We start from the raw sequence: 19,551 nt of genomic DNA, 5'->3' as shown, positions 1-19,551 counted from the left end.
ACTCTGATAGCATCAAACTAGAAGTATTCCGCTATTTAAAAATACCCTTATTTCTACCTAATCAGATGCTAGCTCTACACTTGTCACAGCCTTAAAGTACAATGTCCACCTAAATTTTTAATCTGTACAAAAACCAAATTCAAAGTTTTCCGTCATATTAAAGAAATCCGAATAATTAATGTCAAACACACATTTTTTTAATTTATCAATCCGAATTTGCTCTTTGACCAATTGCGTCAAAATACCGCTGTAAGATAGATCTCCTTGAATAACTGCTCCTGTAATAATTCCATCTTTATGAATAATTTTTTTATATTGACCAGGACTTTCCCTTATTTCAACTTGGTAAGTATCATCCGCAGGAATTGGCGAGCCTAGGGACATGGTCTGGATTTTTAAGAAAGTCATAGTTGACTTACTGGCAAAAAAGTCTGTTAATACACGTTTTTGTCCCACCATATTACTTGCGGCAATAATTCCTTCTTTAACTGCTGCGGGCCAGATTGGATTTTTTCCGGATACATCACCGGCACCATAAACATTAGCAACATTTGTTTCCCCTAATGGATTAAACAACATGCCAAAACGATCCGTTTCAACGGGTGTACCTTCTAAAAATTGTACATTGGAACGAACACCTGTAGCGACAATCAATAGATCACAGGGAATTGTTGCCCCATCTGATAGGGCTAATTCTTTGACCTTGCCTGTTTCATCCATTAAAACTTCTTGAACGGCGGTATTATACCGTTGTTTCACACCATATGCTGCAAAGGCATCCTGATATCTTTGCGAAGCTTTATGGTCCAATTGAATTGGTAATAAGCGATCACCGAACTCGACTAAAGTTAAATCTTTGCCGTAATGAAGCAGACCTTCGACTGCATCAATTCCAACAAGTCCCACCCCCATGACAACAATGTTCTCTACTTGTGGCAATTTTTCTTTAATAAAAATAGCGTCGTCTAAATTCCGCAGCCCAATTACATTAGCGGCGTCTTTAATATTTTTAACCGGTGGAAAAAATGTCGAAGCACCTGTTGCAAGTAAAACTTTATCGTACACAACTTTTTTACCATCAGATAAAGTTAATACTTGTGTACTTGTATCAATGGCAGTTAAGGAAACGCCTTTTAGCCAACGAATATTATTCTTTTCAATAAAATTGGCGTCAGTAAAATTCAATTGCGAAACATCTCGTGAACCTTCCAAATAGTGATGCAATATACAACGGGAGTGAATGGCTTCGTCTTTTGAAATCAACGTTAAATTATCATTTGGCGCTAGCTTAGCCAATGTTTTTAAAGCATTAATCCCAGCAGCAGAAGCACCAACTACAACGTATTCCATTATTTAACCTCCTCTAGTGTAATTGCCTGCATTGGACACTTTTCTACACATTGTGGTGTCTTGCTTGGATGATCCAAACACATATCACATTTCATAATAACCTTGTGCTGCAGTCGATCGGCTTTTAATACCCCATAAGGGCAAGCCATGACACACATATAACAACTCGCACATTTGTCTTTATCATATAAAACATATCCCGTTTCGTAATCTTTATACATTGCACCTGTCATGCAAGTATACACACATTCAGGTAAATCACAGTGGCGACAAAAAATGGGAGAATTCACCCCTTCATCACTGACGACAACGCGATTACGAGGATCTTCCCCGTTGTGAGCCACAGAACAAGCGGTGACACAAGTTAAACAGCTGATACATTTATTACGATCAATCTTGATTCGTTTCATTTTTTAAACAGACTCCTTTTCAACCTTGTCGATACGCACTGGCGTGGATTTATAAGACGGTTCTTTTGAATACGCGTCATAAACCGATGGCGTCAACCGATTGACTTCAATATAATGCATCGGGGCATACAATTCATTTTCATTTACAAATTGCGAAACAATAACTTCAAATTTTTCGCTGTGGCCATTCATAGAAGATACATAAACGATATCTTTATTTTTTACATTTAGATCGCTAGCTTTTTGCGGATGCATTAAAACATAAGCCATTCTTTCCACGGCATCTTGCACTTCTAAAATCTCACGGGTTCTCGTTTGCGTGTGCCACTGCCCAACCGTTCCACGCCCGGTATTTAAAAGTAATGGAAATTCATCACATAAAGCAACAGGGTTTTCAACTGGTGCTTCAAAGACAAAATTGGCTTTTTTCGTTGGCGTATAATATTGACCATCTTCATATAAACGGCGTTCATCTGGGGTATGACTTTTTTTATGTGCTGGTGTGTAGGGCCATTGCACTCCTTTAGAATTTTCTAATTCTGCGTAGGTCACACCGGTAAAATCACAGGGCATATTAGCCGAACATTTTGCCATTAAATCAAAAGCTTTCGCCGGCGTTTCCCAACCATGCAATAGATTTTCTGCCTCCATCCCCAAAGCTTGACCCATTTGATAAAAGACTTGATAATCTGTTTTTTCATTTTCACCTAAAGTTAAAGCCGGGCGCATTGGAGATAGTCTGCGCTCTGTATTAATTAGCGTACCTTCTTTTTTTGTTCCAGGTACGACTGGGAAATAAACATCCGCACTAGCTGAAGTTTTAGTGTCATCATAAATATCTTGAACGATTAATAATTCCAATTTAGACATGGCTTCTTTAAAAGTATCGCTATTGGTCCAAGAATGAATTGGATTTGTTGCGGCAACCCACAAGGCTTTGATTTCCCCTGCATTAATTTTTTCAATAATTACGTTATAAGGTAACGTCGGTTTTTCCGGTAACCAACTTGGCTCAATTCCTAAAGCAGTTCCAACAATTTCTCTTCTAGTTTGATTATCATATTCACCACCACCATATAGGCCGGTCGTATTACTAAACAAGCGAGAACCCATGGCATTACATTGCCCTGTTAATGAATTCGCTCCGGTACCTGGACGGCCCATATTTCCTGTCATTAGTGCTAAATTGATAATTGCCTGTGCAGTCCGCACCGCTTCATACCCTTGATTAACTCCCATCGTCCACCAAAAGGAAACATTTTTACCAACGTGAATCAATTGCGCCAATTCTTCAATTTCACCTTCAGTCAATCCGGTTTCATTTGCACGACTTAGTGGATAATCTTTTAAAAATGCTTGGTATTCCGCAAATTTTTGCGTGTGTGCTTCGATATACTTTTCATCAAGCCAGCCTTTTTCAATCAGTAAATTTGCCAAAATATACATGAGCTTTAAGTCAGCTTTTGCTTTTAGTTTATAGTGGATATCGGCTTTTTTCGCTGTTTCAGACATGCGCGGATCAATGGCGATTATTTTTTTACCGGCAATTTTATTCGCGCGAATTCTTCCCCAAAAAACTGGATGTGCGACAACTGGATTTGCACCAATTAAAATAATGGTGTCGGATAATTCCACATCCTTTAAGGTATAAGGAGGTGCGTCAAAACCAAAAGCTTGCTTGTGAGCAACCACACTTGTTGCCATACAAAGCCGCGTATTGCCATCCACATTTCCTTTTAGATACGTTCGCATTACATGACCAAATAATGCCATCTCTTCCATTGTCAATTGACCTGTACTAATTCCTGCGATACTTTCCGGACCGTATTTTGCGCGGATTTCTTTTAATTTAGCGGCTGTATTTTTTAGACCATCTTCCCAAGTGACATAAGTAAAACTACCATCTTCTTGTTTTATCCTTGGTCTTGGATCTGGCTTGAATTCTTGGTGTTGACGGTTTAACCGCAAACCTTTAATACAAGAAAAGCCATCGTTAACCGGATATCCCGGCGTAGGAATAATTTTTACTATTTCTTCATTTTCTGTGTAAAAATCTAAATTACAGGCTAGTGCACAATAATTACAGGTGGATTGTGTTTTTTTCATACTTCGTCCCCTTAATTTTTATTCGTGATATTTTTCACTTGTTAATCAAAAAAAATAATGCAGCGCGGCATATTTTCTAATTCTCTTTTATTTTATAGCAAAAAAAAACAAACTATCATTAGGGAACTCCCTAGTTAACAGGCTAAAAATTCATTTATAAGGCCAATTAAATAACACCAATTGAGAATGATTATCACTTGCGTAAATAGATTTTTCTGCTGTTAATCTATTTTGTTGTAATAACAGTAAGGCAAGAAAAGTTGAAGGATTGGTGTATGAAACTGGCAATTTGAAAGGATCGGTAGTGTTAATACAGCCAAACCAAAGTTCTTCTTGTGAAAAATTCATACTTTCTTTATCGAAATAAAAAAAGACCGCAACAAAAGGCATTACACAAATACATCCAGTCTTTGTCTAAAAAAGACAATCAACAAGTGAGTATTTATGCTCTTTTGTTTCGGCCTTACTGTTTAATTTGTTTGCATTTTTTGCAGGATAGCGCGTTTGTAATCAAGAAAAGCAAGGGTTAAAGAAAAGTCGACTTCCTTATTTTCCGGACGAGAAACTGTAATAGTTTCTCGTATCACTCCTGGAGAGCCAGCCAGCAGATAAATCTGGTCAGATAAAAGAATCGCCTCGTCAATATCATGGGTAATCAGCAAGGTCGTCAATGAAAATTCTTTTTGCATCTGCAAAAACCACTGATGTAAATCGCGTTTTGTTATCGCGTCCAATGCACTAAAAGGCTCATCTAATAAAATTAACTCTCCTGAAAATAAATACGTGCGCAACAACGCAGCCCGTTGTCGCATACCACCAGATAAAGCATTGGGATAGACTTTTTCAACCCCTGACAGCCCAAATTCAGGTAAGTATGCTGCCACTTTTTTTAAAGCTGCCTTTTTCTTTACACCTTTTAAAATCAAGGGCAATGCCAGATTTTCTTCCATTGTTTTATAGGGAAGCAATAAATCTTTTTGCAACATATAAGATACTTTTCCCCTTTTACCTGTTATTTCTTCATTATTTAACTGAATACTACCTCTATCTGGCAACTCCAAGCCGGCAATCAGATTAAATAGTGTCGTTTTTCCAACACCGCTGGGTCCAAGCAAACTGACGATTTTGCCAGCAGGAACATGCAAGGAAATATCTGCAAGCACATCTTTATTCCCGTAACTTTTATTTATCCGCTCAACTGTTAGTCCCACTGTCATCACTCACTTAAATACGCATTGGTAAAACCAGTATTTTCCGGTATTTTTTTAGCAACTAATTTATTTTCTGATAACCAATCATAAAAGGCATTCCACCGTTTAGGCTCGATATATCCCCATGATTTGGCCTCTGCCTTATATTGCTGACTGATCCAAGCTTGACTTTTTTGAACTAAATTCTTATCTAACTCTGGAACTTCTTTACATAAAATATCTGCGGCGGCCTGCGGGTCTTTGATAGCATCTTCGTAACCTTTGCTAGCGGCGGCTAAGAATTTTTTAGCTGTTTTGGGGTTTTCTTTTAAAAACGTGTCGTTCGCAAAAATAACTGGTGTATAGTAATCAAATACAGGATTTATATCTTTGAAGTTAAAATAATCAATTGCTACATTATCAACTCCCGCTTTAATGCCTCCCCAACCATAAAAGATCCAAATGGCGTCGGCTTGTTTTTCTTTCAAAGCGAGAGGCTCATCAACAATTGTATTCGGAATTAATTTTACTTTATTAAAATCGCCACCATTATCTTTTGCCATGACATCTTTGATCATAGCTTTTTCAATTGGTGAATCCCACGTCGCGTAGGTTTTTTTCTCCAAACCTTTGGGATGATTTATCCCTTCACCTTTTCGCGAAACGATACCTGATGTATTGTGCTGCAAAATTGTAGCTACCGTTGTGATTGGTAAAGGTTTCGCGGAAACATAATCTGCGGCCAAAGAATCTTGGGCAGAGATACCAAATTGTGCTTTGTTACTAGCGACAATCATACTAGCGTCTCCATCAGAAGGTTGGACGATGGAAACATCTAAGCCAGCCTCTTTAAAATAGCCTTTTTCTTTGGCGACATATAAGCCGGTATGATTGGTGTTTGGGGTCCAGTCTAAAACAAACGTCACTTTTTCTAGTTTTGTTTCTTTTTTACTTGCTTGTCCACTGTGACAAGCACCTAATGTTATTAATGTTGTAACCAATAAAATACCACTGATTAATTTTTTCATTTTTGCTCCTTCTTCCATGGCATCGAAATTTTTTCTAACACTAAAACAGCTCCTAAAAGTAGTAGACTTAAAGCTGAAATGAGAAAAATCACGGCAAACATTTTGTCAAAACTATAAGATTTTCTCACGCGGGTCATGTACACCCCTAGACCTTCAAAACCGCCTAGCCATTCTGATACCACAGCTCCGATTAAGGCATACGTGACTGCAATTTTTAATGCGGCAAAAAATGAACCTAAACTAGCGGGCAACTTAATATGCCAAAAAATCTGGTAAGATTTCGCCCCCATCGATTGCAATAATAAAATTTCATCCGGATCAATGGCTGCAAAGCCATTTAACAAACTTAACGCTACCGGAAAAAAGATCGTCAAAATAATCAACACAACTTTTGGCAATATCCCAAATCCCAACCAAATAATCAATAAGGGAGCTAAAGCAACCGTTGGAATTGTTTGACTTAAAACTAGTAAAGGATAAATCGCTTGTTTCAACCAATGGATGTGATCCATAATAACTGCCAAAACAAAACCGAGTAAAACACCAGCTAAAAGTCCTAAGATGGCTTCTAACAACGTAACTTTCGCATTTGCCGCTAGCTGAGGCCAGTCTGTTAGTAAAGCTTGCAGTACCGCTTTAGGACTGGGTAACATAAATGCTGGAACAATATTTTTTACTGTGACAAACTGCCACACTGCTAAAATCATTAGTATAGTGGCAACGGGGATTAAATTAATGTTGGTGTTTATCCGTTTTTTCGGCAATGGTCAGCCCATCTCCTTTTGGCGTATACGCAATTTTTACGTAGGCAGAAACACTTGGCGCTCCCGCTTTAACAGCAATTAATTGACATTGTTTCACTAGCTCCATCAAACCTTCATAATCTCCTTCAACGCTTGTTTCAAAAGCGCCCACTTGATAGGTATACCCTGTACTTTTGATGTAGTCGATGACTTCATCTACAATAGCGATGACTTCTTTTTTACTTTCTACTTTTGGTAAAACTTGAATTGCGATACTTGCGTCCATTTTTTTCACACTCCATTATTTTTTACCGATACGTGAACTGCATGAGCTAAATGAATTTCTTTTAAAGATTTGATTCAATAAAACAGCCACTAGCAAACTTTTTGCTCTTTATTCAAACTCTAGTCTTTGAGAACAAAAAAATCTCAGTATCATAAGACGATACTGAGACAAAAGTTATATTATTCAACTGTACAAAAGTCCGTGATGACCTACTTTGCACACCAAAATAAACTCCTTACCTACGTCAGCATTATCTGAATCAGGTTAACGGGTCGAAGTCGAACTTCCTCTCAGCCATTACAGCTCCCCACATATTCGGTTGCACTTAAATTAACAAAGAAAAATAGATTGGTCAAGTTTTTTGGTAGAAAGTACTTAAATGCGATTTTATTCCCCTCCAAACAGTGAACCAAAAAAATTTTACACGGCACATTTCCATCGTGCTAATTTCAGGTGTTACGTAAGCCAGCGAACAATATTGGGTAAAACGATGATGGTGTACAAGGTGCGACAAATTTGAATACCCGCAATTTTAGGCATGTCGCCACCTAATTCCCCCGCAATTAAGGAAATATCTGTCGCCCCAGCTGGAGAAGAAGCAAATAATGCTGACTTTAAATCTAAAATTCCTTTTTTAGATACAAGGTAACCAAACAATACATTTATCATTAAGTAGCTTCCTAATAATAAAAGTGCCGGAATAAATAAGCGACTCATTTCTTTTAAACTATCTTGTGTAAAGGTACTGCCGATGATTGTCCCAGCAAAAATTTGGGCAATGTAGCGAATATTCGTGTTTAGTTGCGCAGTATTTTTTATTATTTTCAAAATACTGGAAAAAATTAACGAAAACATTAACGCCCCCGCCGGTATATGAAGGGATAAACCAATCAATCCTCCAATACTTGCGATAATCAAAATAAGACCGTCATTGACAATAAAATCACTTGTACCAAAAGGTAGCTGTGTGACAATTTTCTTAGCCTCTGATGATTTTAAAGTATCTTCTTTTCTTTGAAAGCGATCAAGCAGCAGCTTAATCCAGTATGGAAGAATAAGCAGCATCCCGACTAATCGCACCAGTTGCATCGTTGCGACTATCTCAGCTTGTGCGCCCATATCGATACTAATCAAAGACACATCCATAATTCCTCCGGGCATACAGGAAAGTAAGGCCGTAATTAAATCAATTGAGAAAAAAGTATGAATTAAAAAACCGACAATAAACATATTCAACGTAAATAAGGTCATCAAAAACACGATCGATTTTGCCAATTTAGGAAAATTAAGCAAGTCATTTTTCGTTACCTGTTGCCCGATATATGCACCACTAATTATTTGGGCAAAAGTTTTTAGATTATTTGGCATATACATTTGCGCAGAAAAGATTGCAAATAAAGCGACCGCCAACATGCTGCCGGTCATAAAAGGAGCGGGTAATTTTATCTTCCTTGCTATTAAACCTCCTACCATGCCGATAATCAAAGTTTCTATTATTTTTACAATCATTTATAAACCTGCTTTCTAAAAATATGTCACAATTAAAACTGTGCTTACCATTACGTTTAATTGCCAAATAAGAATAATTTCTATTTCTCTTAGTAGCTACTTAGACAGCTTGCCTTAGATAAATTTATGGCTGCAAAAAAGGGCGACTTCAAACATGAGATTTTCACTTTATAAAAATTCTTTAGTCTAATTGTGCAACAGTGAGCAAAAATATATCACTTTGAATTTTACTCTTTCTTTTTTACTTTGTGGTTGGCAAATTTAAAAAGAACACGAAAAAAACAAAATAAAAAAAGGAAATATGACTTTCATTTATTTGTCATTTTATTTTCAAGCAAAACAAAAAGCTGAGCAAAAAGTCAGGTGGACTTTTTGCTCAGCTTTTACTTATGCCTTAACTAAGTTTTTAACTAGTGCTTGTTTTAACAGTGGCATAAACATGGCCCCCACCACTGTTCTATTTTTAAAGTTCATGACCTTGGCATTTTTCGTATCATACCAATCAGAAAATGGAACGCGATTTGGCGTATTTTCTAAGTAGTGGCGCACAGGTTGAATGATTTTTTCCATTTCTTCTTCGTTTTGGGCAAAAATTGAAATCCACATAATCCAGTCTGCCTTAGTATAATCCGCCCGTTCATCCAATGGGATACCAAATTCATTTGCCTCTGCTAAATATTTCTTAATCTCTTTTTCCATTAGTTGTGCTGGAAATAAGCCAAGCTCAAATAAGTTGTCCCAAACAATATTGTATTTCATACTCCAACTGTCTGGTCTGTCAAAAGAAAGCGGTGTATGTTCCCCATTTGCTATCGCCGTCTTTTGCCAAATAGCGGCCATTTCTTTTGCACGTTTTGAATAAAGTGCCCCTTCTTTTTCATACCCTGCTGCTAGCAGTGCTTTGCCAAACATTGCAAGTGCAGTAATCGCTTTTAATGATAAATTACAATTATGTGCCAAATGTCCGGCAAAATCATCCGTGCATAGTTGATTTTCTGGATCCTGACCAAAAGTTGCTAAATAATCGGCCCAACGTAAATTCGTTTTTAAATGCTGATTAAAAAATTGATCGTCTCCATCTCGCAAATAAATTGCAGCTGCCATGGCCAACATATTGCCGCTTTCTTCTATCGGCATTTGCTGCTCATAATGGTACACATTTTGCCCTACTGGTAATTGATAATAATCATAAACTGTGCCATAAGCGCCACGATCTGGCCAACCATCATCGCCTTGGTTGGTTATCTCTCCATAAACTTGTCCTGTTGCATATGGATAACGCCCTACATCATGTGGGGCAAAATCGAACTCCCAAACTGGCAAAGCAGCAAATTTATAAACAGGACGTAGCATTCCTTTGGCTAATTCTGTTTGATAAAGTAAATAAAGCGGTAGTGAAGGATAGCTGATATCTACTGTCCCAATGCATCCATTTGAACTACATTCTTTGGACAAAAAGACAATTTCCCCTTGTTCATCACGAATTAATTTGTGGGCACAAATTGACTGGCGATAACTAAATGCGGTAATAAAGTCCAATGTTTTCCCACCAGAAGTTATGGAGGCTTGTTGAATTTTGTCATCGATTTTTTGGCAGTTTGCTAACCGTGCGGGTAAATTTATCAAGTAATTTTGCAACAAGTCATACATACCGCTGTAATTTTCTTTCCACAAAGCATTACAAGCTGTGCCAAAATAATTGATTGCATGAATATCATCATAGGCCGCTAAAATGGTAGTTGCTTGGCCGGATTGAATCGGAAAATGAGCTAGTAGCATTTCACGCTGTTTTTGATACGTAATTGCAAGACTACTAGGAGCCGCTAGATACAGATAACCCCAATCAATATCAATCAGATCACCAGTTGAATCTAATGGTGTTTGACGTCTTTTCCCCATCCAAACCATTTTCTCATCATCAGTCGTAATTTTATGCCAGTGAAGTGGTTCTTGTGTTTTATCGCGACAGATTTCTTCTGAAAATGCAAAAGTAATTGCGGCTTTTTCACCATTTTTCACGTCCGCTTTAACTGTGATCATCGTTACCGGTTCACTGATTTTTTGTAAATCCTGTAAGTCCAAATCGACCGAAAAAGTCAGCTCTAAATGAACTACTTCATTTGCAAACGTGTATTTTGTTTGGGTTGCTGTCACTTCGAGGTCTTGTTGGGCAATAGCAGGAATAAGATCATCTGCTCCCATAAAACGATACGTAGCATCCCCTATTTGAATATAGCCCCGCACAGGTTGTTCTTTACCGGTCCAACTTTGCGTGTCACAATCAGTTAAACGATCGGCTGGAGACCAAATTGAAAAATAAGGGTCGCTTAAAATCAGAGGAATTGAAGCTCCTCGGTTTACTTTTGTCATCTTCTACTAACTCCATTTCTACATCTAAAATCATTCTTTTAAACTTTTTTATTTATTCTTAGCTTGTTGTTTGCACCATTCTTTTGCGGATGCTAGCTGGCACAGTCTCATCAAAACATTTTGAATTCGGCACCATTCCTAATTCAAAGTTAAAATCTTTTCCTTTGATTAATTCATCATGAGCAATCACACACGTTTTAAAATCCGCTTTATTTTCTGTAATACGATGGATAAATTGCTGTTGCGGATAGTTTAATGTCGTTGTAATTTTGACCTTATTTCCATTAGCCAAATGAATAATGGCTTCATCAAAGTTTGGCATCCCGATTAGATATTCACCGCTTCCTGGACAAAATGGATAAAAGCCTAATGCATTGAAAATATACCAAGAGGCCATGCTACCATTGTCTTCATCCCCAGGATAGCCTTTAAAATCTGCAGAGAATAACCGATTGATCGCTTGTTTTAAAAGCGGCTGTGCAAAATACGGTTTGTTTATGAAGTGGAACAAGTAAGGCAAGTGGAAACTTGGTTGATTGCCCACATTAATCTGGCCAAAACCATTAACTTCCATCTCTGCCATTTCATGAATCACATGACCATAGCCTTCCACTGTATACTCTGGCGGTGTATTGGCGAGCGTTACTAAAATTTCTTCAAAAGCCGCTTTTCCACCATACAATGCGATTAAACCCGCAATATCATGATTAACAGCAAATGTTGATTGCCACGCTGAACCTTCTGTATAGTCGCCACCCCAAGAAAAAGGGCTGAAATTTTCTTTAAACTGTCCTTGGCGATCTTTTGCTACCATGAACTTATCTTCAACTGAAAATAAGTTTTGATAGCGTGTAGATTGTGTCATGAAAATTTCGGCTGTTTCATTTTCACCTAATTTTTCGGCAACTTTAGCAATACAGTAGTCACTATAGCTGTAATCCAAAGTATGGTTGACAGATTCGTGTAAATCTGACGGTACATAACCATACGTATTGTACTCGTCGGCGTAAGAACGTCCTTGCCTACGATTTTTTTCTTGTTGATTTGCAGAATGCAGCATTCCATTTAAAAATTCTGGCATTAATTCGGCCGCAATATCTTTTACAGCCGCATCTGCAATAACCGCGTCAATATAATTTCCTGGCATGCCCCCAGAATCTTCAGGTGCCAACCATTTTGGCAGATAGCCACTTTCACGATAACTATTTAAGAAGCCCGCCAATATTTTTTCATATTCGTCTAATTCAATTAAAGAAAATAAGGGGTAAACACTTCTGGCTGTATCCCAAAAACCATTATTCATGTATAAATAACCTGGCTTTACTTCATCAGCATAAGCATCTCGATGAAGTGGTTGATTATTTTCATCAAACTCGTATAAGCGTTGTGGGTATAAAAAAGTACGATACAAGTTATGGTAGAAGGTTTTCACCTTTTCTTTATCTTGATCAGATACCTTAATTTTAGCCAGTTTCTCGTTCCAAAGGCTTGTTACTTGTTGCAACTGTACTGATTTTTCTGTTTGAGGCAGATTTTTTTTGGCAAATTCAGCAGAAATAAATGAAGTCCCGACACGTAATTCAATTTCTTTTGCATCGGCAAAGCAAATTTCATAAACGCCGTCTTTTTCACTAAAATGGGCGATTTCCTCACTCACTGCAATACGGAAATAAAATTTCAACGGCGTAGTACGATGAACGTGTAACTGCATAGAATAACCTTCGATTAAATGCCCTTGTGCTTTTGTAATTTTCCCATCAGTTGGAAAACTAATCATAACACCTTTGTTATTTTGCGGTGAGTCCATGGTTAGAATGGCACCATAATCAGATGGGATCAAAGTTGTATCTAATTGATTGTTAGGTTGCTTGATTTTTAAATAATTAGGATGAAAATCAGATTGCTGTGGTGCATAAGGTACTACAATCAAGCCTTTTGTATTTTTAGTAAATGGTAAAATTCGTAAAGAGCAAAAATCACCTTTTGTTCCTGCCCACATCGTAGGTTGATGTGATAGACGAAATCCGCGATAATGCATTGCTTCAGGATGAAACCACCAGTTGTCTTCATGGGTTTCAATGGCAAAATAATTCATGCCAAATGGCACACCGGTGAAGGGAAAACAGTTTCCACGGGATAACTCAAAAGAATTGCTGGTCCCATGGCGGGTGTCGATTTGATTAATATCCATCTAGAGACTCCTTTAAATTTGCGTTCGTTTTTAGCGATTGGCTTGTGCAAAATCACTTAAATTAATATTTTTTTCTAACCGTTCAAATTTTTTCAACATAATCAGACTCATTCCGTAAGCAGGTAATGCAACGCCGATAAAAAGAATCAAAAGCGGACTAATGGCAAATAACAAACTAACGATTACAAAAATCACCGCCATATAGATGACTTCCAAAGGACAAATCAGTAAAAACAGCATCGGCTGCAAAATCGTTTTTACGCCTCTTACATCAAAGTGAACAAAGATTGGGAAAAACATTGCGACACCTAAAATCAAAAGCAAGCGGGTCGCTTTAATCGCAATTTCTAATAACAGATTTCCTGGGCCTGCATTAGCTAAGACGATCGTTTCACCTAAAAAGAATAATGCAATAGCGGTAAATACGGCACTAAATAGTAGACTACGGCGGAAATTCTCGCCATAATATTTTTTGAACATTTGAAACAAATGATTTTCTGATTCATAACGAATTTGTTGTCGCATACAAGCATACAGTGCAATCGTTGCTGGAATAATCCCCAGCACGACGCCACCTAAAAGCGTAAATAACAGCCACAATCCATTTAATTTCATTAAATAGTAAATTCGATTAAAAACTTCATAAATTTTATTAACCACTCTTCTTACCCCTTTATAGCTCCGACTAAAATACCTTTTTCAAAATACTTGGCAACAATTGGATAAAACAGTAACACTGGTAACGTAGAGACAATAACCACACTGTATTTCAATGTTAGTTTCAACATCATTAATTCCGCCTGAGCACTTCCTACCAAGGTTTGGTTCACGTCATCACCAAATTGTCCTTGTATCAAAATTTCTCGCAAAATCAATTGTAATGGAAAGCGCGCCCGATCGCGTAAATAGATCATGGCATCAAAGTAAGAATTCCAGCGTCCTACCCCATTAAACATTGCGATGACCACAATGATTGGTGTTGAAAGTGGCAGTACGATTTTATATAAAAGCTGCAAATCATTAGCGCCATCCATATAAGCACTTTCCACTAATTCAGAAGGAATATTTTGTTGGAAATAAGTTCGCATTAAAATCATGTTGTAAACGCCCACAGCCCCCGGCAAAATCATTACCCACAACGTATTGATGATACCTAATCGTTGGTTGACCAAATACGTTGGGATTAAGCCACCGCCAAAGAACATTGTAATTGTGAAAAATAAAGTCAGCATTGAGCGTCCGCGTAAATCTTTCCGGGAAAGTGGATACGCACCTAATGTTGTAACTACAACACTTACCAATGTTCCTAACCCTGTATAAATAACAGCATTTTTAAAACCGACTAAGATGTCTTTATTTTTTAAAATTTCAGTATAGCCTTTAACATTAAATCCACGGGGCCAAAGTAATAACGGCACTTCGTAAATTTTATTAGGATTACTAAAAGAAGCGTTTACTACAAAAACAATCGGGTATAACAAAATTAAAGTCAACAATGTAATGATTACAATATTGACGATATCAAAAACTTTATCTGATTTTGTTGAGATGTATCGCATTTTTTCCATTTTGCTCGTTCCGCCTTCCTACCACAAACTATTTTCGCCAGTTTTTTGTGCGATCTTGTTGACGACAAAAAGCATGATGAAATTGACGATATTATTAAACAACCCAACTGCAGCAGAAAAACTATACTCACCGTTAATCAAACCGACTTTATATGTATAAGTCGACAATACTTCTGAAGTAGCCAGATTCGATGCATTTTGCAATAAATACGCTTTTTCAAAACCAACTGACATCACGCTACCTGTTGCTAAAATTGCAGAAATCACAATAGTTGGCATAATTGCCGGAATTGTGATATTGCGAATACACTGCATCCGTGTTGCCCCTTCAAGATACGCCGCTTCGTATTGATCTTGGGGTACACCAGACATTGCCGCTGTATAAATCAACGTTCCCCAGCCGACACCTTGCCAAATCCCAGACCAAACATAAACATGCGGAAACCACTTCGCATCACCTAAAAAATCAATTGGCTTCATGTGTAGAGAAGTTAAAATTTGATTAATAGAACCTTGTTCAGAAAAAAAGAAGGTAACCATTCCGATAACAACTACGACTGAAATAAAGTTGGGAATATATGAAACTGTTTGAACAGTCGATTTGAACCATTTCCGCTTAATCTCGTTAAACATTAACGCCAAAATGATTGGCAACGGAATACCTACTAATAAACTATAAAAACTAACGCGAATTGTATTAACAATAATTTCTAAGAAGAAATAAGAATCAAAGAACCGCTGGAAATGTTTTAACCCTACCCAAGGGCTTCCCCAAATACCAAAAGCTGGTGAATAATCTTTAAAAGCAATCACAACACCATACATCGGCCAATAATTCCAAATTAGAACGAATAACACAGGAATGACCAGCATAATATATAACCACTTGTGCTTTTTCATATCGAATAACAATTTATTTAAAGCCTCCATCGGTACAACGAATAACGCATTAAGCCATTTATGCTTTTTCATATCGAATAATAATTTTTCTACCATCTATTATTCTTCCTTTCTCCTTGTTTTATTAAACTGTTCAGCGCAGCATCTTAATCCTAAGCTGATTGGTTCAATAAAACATTTTGTCATAAAGAACCAGGCTTAAAGCTTCTTGTAGTATTTTGCTTTAAGCCTGGACAAAAGTTTTATCTATTCTTTGTCATAACGTTCATATTGCGTACGGCGAATTTCAAGTAATTTATCTGAGCCGATTTTTTTCAGCTGTTTCACATATTTATCCCAATCATTTGTAAAGTTCCATTCACCTGTCACAAACTTCACCCGAGATTGTTCAACATAGTTGTTCATATCTGTCATGATTGTTGATAGCTGACCAGACTCTTCTGGTGTTGGCATTACTGGTGATAACATTTTTTCTGGCATAACTTCTTCATTAAAATCGTCGTATTGAATTGGTTCTAACCCTTGTGCGATATCGCGGTTGGCTTGATCTGGATTTAAATATGGGTAGCCACCACCGTAAACATTATCTAGATATTGGTATGCGCCTAATTGTGCCCCTTTATCGTAATTCAAAATCTTATCCACATAGACGTTTTTATCCCCAACTTTATGGTAAGTAACGTCCTCTTCGCCTAAATAGCCAAAGTCAGATCCTTCTTGACTGTACCAGTAATCTGTCCATTCTAATAATTTGCCTGGATCTTTACAATCTTTGGTAATAACTAAACCTGAAGTTCCCACTGGTCCGTTAATAACAAGACTTTTATCTCCTTCAGGCCCTGCGATAATATTAATTGGTGTATATTTATCTTGAACGGAACCTCCGATAAATTCTGGGCTCACCCAAGTCCAAAGACCAACTGTATTATTGGCTGCATCTGCACGCCATTTATCACCATCAGCACCCGCAAAAGAATTCTTAGACATTAAACCATTTTGGTAAAGGTCTGCTTCATATTTCCAAACATCTTTCATCCGATCGCTGTTTAATGTTAATTGCATTGAACCATCTTTTTCATAATAAACAGAAGACTCGATCCCTGTTCTTCCGCCTGTTCCCATACCGTAAGCGGCCATCAATAGTTTTTCAAAACTATTTGGTAGTTCACCGCTATTCATGTACCAACCTTGTTCGTCAGCTTTGCCATTACCATTTGGATCTTTTGTAACAAATTGTGTTAACACTTCTTTTAATTCTTCTGTTGTACGTGGTTTTTCAAGGCCTAATTTATCCAACCATTCTTGGTTAATATAGTATCTAAATGTTAAGCCCATGATTTGTGGATCAATCGACAATTCTGGTAGGAAATAAATATGACCGTCTGGTGCGGTAATACTTTTACGAATTTCAGGGTGTTCTTCCATTAATTTATTAAAGTTTGGTGCATGCTTTTCAATTAAATCTTCAATTGGCTGAAACATTCCTTGCCCGCCATATTTTACTAACTCATCAGATGTCCAATAAACTTGGTAAAAGGCATCAGGTAATTTTGATTCTGATAAAAGTAAATTTTTCTTTTCATTAATATCTTTTGTTTCCTGCCAAGTAATTGGCACACCAGTCTTCTTCTCATACTCTTTCCACATCCAAAGATCCTTATTTTTTGGATGATCAGCACTGTGATCTGGACTTAATAACGTGAACCCTTTACTATCACCTGCTTTGTCCTCTGAGCTTGCATTTCCAGAACCGCAAGCGCTAAGTGATAATAATGCAACCGCTGACAATGTTAATCCCAATAAAGATGTCTTCCATTTCTTCATATCTATTCCTCCAAAAATAAATAAAATTGCTAGCTTCTCTTACAAGAAACTGCGAATTAATGCCCTGTTTAAAAATTATTCTCTATTTTCATCTCGCTAAAATTAATGCGACGCTCATTGATTTCTTTAACTTTTGTCAAATCCACTTTGTCTTTACGATCTGCTGTTAACAACCCATTTACTTCCTGTTCAACATCTGTTAGCTGGGTGTAACAAAAACCTGTAATATACGGAATACTTTGGATTGCTGCATGAATTTTTTCAAAGCGTTTCATGAATTCGGTTTCATTTTTGACTTGATTACCATAACCCCACTGATCTTCACTATCGGCAGTAAATGCAATACCGCCAAATTCGCTAATCATGATAGGTTGTCCCTTATATGAAAAGCCCTTAGCAAAGGCGAACCAGCCGTCATTAAATTGGATTTCATTATTAATAATTTTTTCTTTATTTGAATAACCATGGGTCGCAAAATCTTGTTGATCGGAATAGCGTTTAGCAAATGCTAAGCCAGTTTCTTCATAATCGTGTAAGGTTAAAATATCTGAAATCGTATGTTCCCATCCATCATTTGTAATAACAGGACGATTGGGATCAATTGCTTTTGTCAAATGGTAAATTCCTTCGGTGAAATGTTGTGGACGCGCATGTTCATTAACACCTTTTATTCCCCAACTTTCATTAAAAGGTACCCAAGTAATAACTGCTGGGTGATTGTAGTGTTGCTTCACAATTTCTAACCATTCTTTTGTAAACTGTGCAATCGCAATATCATTAAAGACATAAGTCGATGGCATCTCTGCCCAGACAAGAATTCCTTTTTCATCACACAGATATAAAAAGCGCTCATCTTCAATTTTTTGATGTTTGCGTAATCCGTTATAGCCCATTGCACTTATTTTTTCTAAATCTTTTTCCAACGCTGCAACGGATGGTGGCGTAATACCTGATTCAGGCCAATAGCCCTGATCTAGAATCAAGCGTTGGTATAATTGACGATTATTCAGTAAAATTTGTCCATTTTCGATGCTAAGTTTTCGCATACCGAAATAGCTGTATACTTCATCTAATAACTCGCCAGTTTGCGTGTATAAACGCACAGTTAAATCATATAAGTTAGGCGTATGTGGGCTCCAACGCTGTGTACCTGAGTCTGCATTTTCTTTGACCCGGGTATCTAAGGTAAAGTTGCTCCCGTTGTGATGAAATAATCCCTTATGATAACTTATTAATTCACCTTTAAAACTTGCCTCGGCTTCGATGTAGTAACTTTTACTTTCTGGCAAAACAGTGGCGTCTTTTAATTCCACTTCTACTTTTAATAAATCTAAATCCAATTCTGGTGTGAGTTTTAAATAATTTATCCGCTGCTCACCGGCTTCTTCTAACCAAACTGATTTCCAAATGCCAGTTGTTTGAACGTACCAGCATCCGAAATTATCTTTTAGCCAGCGCTGCTTTCCTCTTGGCTGTTCACAAGAAAGTGAATCTTCAACGCGTAATGTAATCGTATTTGTCCCTTTGGTTAAATAAGGTTGCAAATCAAAAGAAAATCGCTCGTAACCACCCTTATGTGTTCCAAGTAAATGTCCATTTAGCCAAACCTGCGTTTGAAAATCCACACCTTCGAAATAAAGGACCTGATTTTCATCATTATCATTTTCAAACGTGCGTTGGTACCAAACAATCTTGTGGTGAGACGTATCGTGTATACCACTCAATTCCGTCTCATATGTAAACGGAACCAAAATTTTATATGCTGCAGGTAATACTTTGAACCAATTTTCTATTAGGCCGATATTGTTATCATCAAAGGCAAAATCCCATTTTCCATCTAAACTTTGCCATTTCTTTCTTATCAGCTGTGGTCGCGGATGTTCTTTCCTGTTTAACATGCTTACCTCCAAAAATTCTTTGGTCTATTTTCAAAAAACATTATTGACCTTTTGGTTAACAAAGACTTATAATAACATTACTATTTAACTTATCGGTCAACACACAAAATAATAACAGCGTTTTCATAGAGCGTCAATGCCGTTCTATCAACCTTAACTATTTTAACCAATTAGTAAA

The 19,551-nt window shown here is 37.2% G+C and carries 16 protein-coding genes and 1 riboswitch; all 16 genes read right to left on the bottom strand.

From position 1 onward, the window contains the following. Window positions 1-117 precede the first annotated feature (117 nt). Window positions 118-1,350, bottom strand: coding sequence for an NAD(P)/FAD-dependent oxidoreductase (locus tag P3T75_RS03630; protein WP_282462234.1), 1,233 nt, complete (start codon window positions 1,348-1,350; stop codon window positions 118-120). Further along, window positions 1,350-1,760 (bottom strand): 4Fe-4S dicluster domain-containing protein, encoded by a 411-nt coding sequence (locus P3T75_RS03625; RefSeq protein WP_206905375.1) that lies wholly within the window; start codon window positions 1,758-1,760, stop codon window positions 1,350-1,352. Before P3T75_RS03625 ends, P3T75_RS03630 begins: the two co-directional genes overlap by 1 nt. Window positions 1,761-1,763: 3 nt before the next feature. Next, on the bottom strand, window positions 1,764-3,866 hold the full coding sequence (locus P3T75_RS03620) for a molybdopterin oxidoreductase family protein (protein WP_282462233.1): 2,103 nt from the start codon (window positions 3,864-3,866) through the stop codon (window positions 1,764-1,766). A 150-nt stretch (window positions 3,867-4,016) separates the two neighbouring features. Next, window positions 4,017-4,214: a hypothetical protein gene (locus P3T75_RS03615; protein WP_282462232.1), complete on the bottom strand. Its 198-nt coding sequence runs from the start codon at window positions 4,212-4,214 to the stop codon at window positions 4,017-4,019. 122 nt (window positions 4,215-4,336) lie between these two features. Then, window positions 4,337-5,083 (bottom strand): ABC transporter ATP-binding protein, encoded by a 747-nt coding sequence (locus tag P3T75_RS03610; RefSeq protein WP_282462561.1) that lies wholly within the window; start codon window positions 5,081-5,083, stop codon window positions 4,337-4,339. Next, window positions 5,083-6,102, bottom strand: coding sequence for an ABC transporter substrate-binding protein (locus P3T75_RS03605; protein WP_282462231.1), 1,020 nt, complete (start codon window positions 6,100-6,102; stop codon window positions 5,083-5,085). The genes P3T75_RS03610 and P3T75_RS03605 overlap by 1 nt, the downstream gene beginning before the upstream one ends. Beyond that, complete coding sequence (locus P3T75_RS03600) at window positions 6,081-6,791, bottom strand: ABC transporter permease (protein WP_206902519.1); 711 nt, start codon at window positions 6,789-6,791, stop codon at window positions 6,081-6,083. Before P3T75_RS03600 ends, P3T75_RS03605 begins: the two co-directional genes overlap by 22 nt. Before the next feature lie 25 nt (window positions 6,792-6,816). Beyond that, window positions 6,817-7,113 carry a thiamine-binding protein gene (locus P3T75_RS03595; RefSeq protein WP_206902518.1) on the bottom strand — a complete coding sequence of 99 codons (297 nt, stop codon included), beginning with the start codon at window positions 7,111-7,113 and terminating at the stop codon, window positions 6,817-6,819. Between the two features lie 219 nt (window positions 7,114-7,332). Then, a riboswitch (TPP riboswitch) is annotated at window positions 7,333-7,433 on the bottom strand. 136 nt (window positions 7,434-7,569) lie between these two features. Then, window positions 7,570-8,622, bottom strand: a complete 1,053-nt coding sequence (locus P3T75_RS03590; protein ID WP_282462230.1) for an AbrB family transcriptional regulator — start codon at window positions 8,620-8,622, stop codon at window positions 7,570-7,572. A gap of 387 nt (window positions 8,623-9,009) precedes the next feature. Next, complete coding sequence (locus tag P3T75_RS03585; RefSeq protein WP_282462229.1) at window positions 9,010-10,992, bottom strand: glutaminase domain-containing protein; 1,983 nt, start codon at window positions 10,990-10,992, stop codon at window positions 9,010-9,012. A gap of 58 nt (window positions 10,993-11,050) precedes the next feature. After that, complete coding sequence (locus P3T75_RS03580) at window positions 11,051-13,183, bottom strand: GH92 family glycosyl hydrolase (protein ID WP_282462228.1); 2,133 nt, start codon at window positions 13,181-13,183, stop codon at window positions 11,051-11,053. A 30-nt stretch (window positions 13,184-13,213) separates the two neighbouring features. Next, the gene (locus P3T75_RS03575; RefSeq protein ID WP_282462227.1) at window positions 13,214-13,843 is read right to left on the bottom strand and encodes a YesL family protein; all 630 of its coding nucleotides are present in this window, start codon (window positions 13,841-13,843) and stop codon (window positions 13,214-13,216) included. Window positions 13,844-13,848: 5 nt separating this feature from the next. Further along, entirely contained in the window at window positions 13,849-14,751 is a 903-nt protein-coding gene (locus tag P3T75_RS03570; protein ID WP_206902514.1) for a carbohydrate ABC transporter permease, read from the bottom strand. Window positions 14,752-14,769: 18 nt separating this feature from the next. Beyond that, window positions 14,770-15,747, bottom strand: a complete 978-nt coding sequence (locus P3T75_RS03565; protein ID WP_230709321.1) for an ABC transporter permease — start codon at window positions 15,745-15,747, stop codon at window positions 14,770-14,772. A 150-nt stretch (window positions 15,748-15,897) separates the two neighbouring features. Then, entirely contained in the window at window positions 15,898-17,475 is a 1,578-nt protein-coding gene (locus tag P3T75_RS03560) for a type 2 periplasmic-binding domain-containing protein (RefSeq protein WP_206902512.1), read from the bottom strand. A gap of 68 nt (window positions 17,476-17,543) precedes the next feature. Beyond that, window positions 17,544-19,373 carry a sugar-binding domain-containing protein gene (locus P3T75_RS03555; protein WP_282462226.1) on the bottom strand — a complete coding sequence of 610 codons (1,830 nt, stop codon included), beginning with the start codon at window positions 19,371-19,373 and terminating at the stop codon, window positions 17,544-17,546. Between the last annotated feature and the right edge of the window lie 178 nt (window positions 19,374-19,551).

It is taken from the genome of Enterococcus montenegrensis (assembly GCF_029983095.1).
Classification (GTDB): domain Bacteria; phylum Bacillota; class Bacilli; order Lactobacillales; family Enterococcaceae; genus Enterococcus_C; species Enterococcus_C montenegrensis.
This window is presented reverse-complemented; position numbering and strand designations above follow the sequence as displayed.

Coding starts and splice junctions, on each gene's coding strand:
- P3T75_RS03630 (WP_282462234.1), bottom strand. CDS start 1,350: ATGGAATACGTTGTAGTTGGTGCTTCTGCTGCTGGGATTAATGCTTTA.
- P3T75_RS03625 (WP_206905375.1), bottom strand. CDS start 1,760: ATGAAACGAATCAAGATTGATCGTAATAAATGTATCAGCTGTTTAACT.
- P3T75_RS03620 (WP_282462233.1), bottom strand. CDS start 3,866: ATGAAAAAAACACAATCCACCTGTAATTATTGTGCACTAGCCTGTAAT.
- P3T75_RS03615 (WP_282462232.1), bottom strand. CDS start 4,214: ATGAATTTTTCACAAGAAGAACTTTGGTTTGGCTGTATTAACACTACC.
- P3T75_RS03610 (WP_282462561.1), bottom strand. CDS start 5,083: ATGACAGTGGGACTAACAGTTGAGCGGATAAATAAAAGTTACGGGAAT.
- P3T75_RS03605 (WP_282462231.1), bottom strand. CDS start 6,102: ATGGAAGAAGGAGCAAAAATGAAAAAATTAATCAGTGGTATTTTATTG.
- P3T75_RS03600 (WP_206902519.1), bottom strand. CDS start 6,791: ATGATTTTAGCAGTGTGGCAGTTTGTCACAGTAAAAAATATTGTTCCA.
- P3T75_RS03595 (WP_206902518.1), bottom strand. CDS start 7,113: ATGGACGCAAGTATCGCAATTCAAGTTTTACCAAAAGTAGAAAGTAAA.
- P3T75_RS03590 (WP_282462230.1), bottom strand. CDS start 8,622: ATGATTGTAAAAATAATAGAAACTTTGATTATCGGCATGGTAGGAGGT.
- P3T75_RS03585 (WP_282462229.1), bottom strand. CDS start 10,992: ATGACAAAAGTAAACCGAGGAGCTTCAATTCCTCTGATTTTAAGCGAC.
- P3T75_RS03580 (WP_282462228.1), bottom strand. CDS start 13,183: ATGGATATTAATCAAATCGACACCCGCCATGGGACCAGCAATTCTTTT.
- P3T75_RS03570 (WP_206902514.1), bottom strand. CDS start 14,751: ATGGAAAAAATGCGATACATCTCAACAAAATCAGATAAAGTTTTTGAT.
- P3T75_RS03565 (WP_230709321.1), bottom strand. CDS start 15,747: ATGGTAGAAAAATTATTATTCGATATGAAAAAGCATAAATGGCTTAAT.
- P3T75_RS03560 (WP_206902512.1), bottom strand. CDS start 17,475: ATGAAGAAATGGAAGACATCTTTATTGGGATTAACATTGTCAGCGGTT.
- P3T75_RS03555 (WP_282462226.1), bottom strand. CDS start 19,373: ATGTTAAACAGGAAAGAACATCCGCGACCACAGCTGATAAGAAAGAAA.